The 2,874-nt window shown below is 60.0% G+C and carries 5 protein-coding genes; 4 read left to right on the top strand and 1 reads right to left on the bottom strand.

Annotation, left to right across the window (positions count from 1 at the left end; genetic code table 11):
- Positions 1-941, bottom strand: a 941-nt coding sequence (locus JJE47_13485) for a LacI family DNA-binding transcriptional regulator (GenBank protein MBK5268436.1), incomplete at its 3' end; no start/stop codon positions are given.
- A gap of 273 nt (positions 942-1,214) precedes the next feature.
- On the opposite strand from JJE47_13485, the gene JJE47_13490 reads away from it, so the two are divergent.
- The 4 genes from JJE47_13490 to JJE47_13505 all read left to right on the top strand — a co-directional run.
- Positions 1,215-1,427 (top strand): hypothetical protein, encoded by a 213-nt coding sequence (locus JJE47_13490; protein MBK5268437.1) that lies wholly within the window; start codon positions 1,215-1,217, stop codon positions 1,425-1,427.
- A 26-nt stretch (positions 1,428-1,453) separates the two neighbouring features.
- Positions 1,454-1,705 (top strand): type II toxin-antitoxin system Phd/YefM family antitoxin, encoded by a 252-nt coding sequence (locus tag JJE47_13495; protein ID MBK5268438.1) that lies wholly within the window; start codon positions 1,454-1,456, stop codon positions 1,703-1,705.
- The gene (locus tag JJE47_13500) at positions 1,702-2,073 is read left to right on the top strand and encodes a type II toxin-antitoxin system VapC family toxin (GenBank protein ID MBK5268439.1); all 372 of its coding nucleotides are present in this window, start codon (positions 1,702-1,704) and stop codon (positions 2,071-2,073) included. Before JJE47_13495 ends, JJE47_13500 begins: the two co-directional genes overlap by 4 nt.
- A 37-nt stretch (positions 2,074-2,110) precedes the next feature.
- The coding region (locus JJE47_13505) for an NAD-dependent DNA ligase LigA (protein ID MBK5268440.1) at positions 2,111-2,874 on the top strand (764 nt) is incomplete at its 3' end.

Genomic DNA, 2,874 nt, shown 5'->3' on the forward strand with positions numbered 1-2,874 from the left:
GGCTCGGTCCGGCCTGCGAATCGTTCGAGCAAGAGCGAGACGGCGCTCGCCGCCTGATCGGCGCCACGCTGGTCGATGGTGGTCAAGTCGATGGCGGCGATTCGCGACATCGACGTGTTGTCGAACCCGATCACCGAAAGATCCTCCGGCACCCGCAATCCATGATCCTTGGCCACTGACAGCACCCCGAAGGCAGATAGGTCATTGGATGCGAATATGGCGGTCGGGCGATGCTGGCTGGCCAGCAGCAATCGGGAGGCATCCATGCCCCCCTGCTCGTTGTGGTTGCCCGGCTGACTCACGATGTGTTTGCCGAGTCCGGCCCCTTGCATGGCCGATTCGTATCCGGCGCGGCGCGACAGAGCCCCGGATCCCTCGCCACCATGAATATGGGCGATTCTCCGATGTCCAAGATCGATGAGGTGTTCCACGGCCAGGATGGCACCGGCACGATCGTCGACGACGACGGAGTCGACCGCGTCGGATCCGGCTGAGCGAGATGCCAGGACCACCGGAACGGTCTCGGAAGCTTTTTCGATGTCGGAAGCCGGAATGTTGGAACCCGTGAGAATGAGGCCATCGACACGAAATTGCAGAAAGGTGTCCACGGCGACGGCTTCCCGCTCGGCGGACTGGAATCCGGATCCGATCAGAATTCGATAGTCGGCGGCGCTGGCGGCCTTCTCGATACTGTCCACCATGTCGGCGTAAAACGGGTTGTGAAGATCGGCAACCACCACTCCGATTACGAATGTTCGTCCCTGCACGAGGTGTTTGGCAGCGGCGTTTGGTCGATACCCCAGTTCGGCGGCGGCCTTTTTGACGGCGGCTCTTCGAGCATCGCTCACCTGTGGAGCGTCGCGCATCACGAGCGAAACGAGCGACTTGGAGACGCCGGCCAGCTTGGCAACATCGTGAATGGTGGGATGTCCGTTGCTCATTGTGAACTCGCAGAGGTGATTGGGCTGACGATCCGATCGACTTTATCCGGTTGGCCTTCGAAGTCGTGACGCTACCAGCCGTGTCCAGCCTCGCAACTCGTCGGAAAGCAACCCATGCCGCCATGGCCGATGACTTGCGAAGCCTCGAAAGATCGGTGGCCAATGTCCCGAACTTCGGTTATGATCGAACACATGTTCGATTATGCCTGTCGAACGTGCAGCGTTTTTTGTCACACCCGAATGAGATGCTGGCATCAGAAAGGAGCACCGAACATGTGGCGACCAAATGTGGTGTTATCAAACGAAGTTCGCTCCCGGGTTTTGGACCTGGCTCGCGAGCAACATGAAACCGTAGGTCAGGTACTTGCCGGCCTGATTCTGGACGGCCTCGGCATGCGGGCAACCGAGGTGGAACGGCAGCAACTCACCTTCGATTTAGGGGAACCGGATTGGCTAGAGCAACTGCGCCTTCGTCACGTCGGCTAGCGACAAGTGGACTAAGTCGGACTAGCATGGTTCTGACCATGGTAAACATCCACGAGGCCAAGACCCACTTCTCGAAACTTGTCGCCCGGGCCGCCGCCGGCGAAGAGATCATCATCACGAAAGCCGGCGAGCCGATGTGCAAGCTTGTACCGATCTCGAAACGAACTCAACCGCGGGTGCCTGGGATTTGGAAGGGGAAGATCGAGATCTACGACGGTTTCGATGACCCGCTCCCCGAGTTCGAGGCGTACTACGAAGATGGCAATGGCGCTACGTGAGGATTCTCGTGGACACGCATGTGCTTCTCTGGTGGTTCGGCTCATCAGAACGCCTGCCGGCACAACACGTGGCGCTCATCGAAGATGCCGGTAATGACCTCTGGGTCAGCGCCGCCAGCGCCTGGGAGTTCTCGATCAAACAGAATCTCGGGAAACTTGGAGCACCTGACGACTTTCGGGCAGCGGTAGTTGCATCGGGGTTCGATGAGTTGGCGATCAGTCATGAACACGCACTCGTGGCCGGGCAGCTTCCCCTACTTCACCGAGATCCGTTTGATCGGATGTTGGTCGCCCAAGCCCAGATCGAGCAGATGGCGATCATGACGGTGGACCCGGTTTTTGACGACTATGACGTGGCAACTGTCTGATGGTCCCGAGCTCCCACCACAGGTAGCCTGTCGCTTCATGGCCGCCGCGAACCAGCAACCGACGATGGACGACCTCGAAAAGCTGCGCGATCAGCTGCGCCGCCACGCCCACCGGTATTACGTTCTCGATGCGCCGGAAGTTTCCGACGCCGACTACGACGCCATGTACCGCCAGCTCGAAGCGCTCGAAGCCGACCATCCAGAGTTCATCACGCCCGACTCGCCGACCCAGCGAGTCGGCTACGACGTCTCAGCACTGTTTACGCCGGTTCCTCACCTTGAACCCCTCTTTTCGCTTGACAACGCTGAGACGGCAGAAGATCTTGATGCATGGGAAGCGCGCCTCGAACGAGTCCTCGGCGGGCCACCGCAAGGGTATGCGTGCGAGCTAAAGATCGACGGCCTCGCCGTCTCGCTTGTCTACGAGCAAGGCGTGTTTGTCCGCGGCGCAACCCGCGGTGACGGCACGACCGGCGAAGATATCACGGCCAACTTGCGCACGATTGAAGCCGTACCGTTGCGTCTATTTGGCGATGCCCCTGATCTGCTTGAGGTACGCGGCGAGGTGTACATGCCTGCAGCGGCTTTCAACGAACTCAATGAGCGCCAAGCCGCAACAGATGATCGGCTGTTCACCAACCCCCGTAACGCGGCGGCCGGGTCGGTCCGGCAGAAGGACCCGGCGATGACCGCCGCCCGCAAGTTATCGATCTGGGTCTATCAGATTGGAGTGATTCGGCGAGGCCCTGACCTCCAGACGCACACGGAGTCGATGGACTACCTCGGTCGGCTCGGGTTCAA

Source organism: Acidimicrobiia bacterium (genome assembly GCA_016650365.1).
Classification (GTDB): domain Bacteria; phylum Actinomycetota; class Acidimicrobiia; order Spongiisociales; family JAENVV01; genus JAENVV01.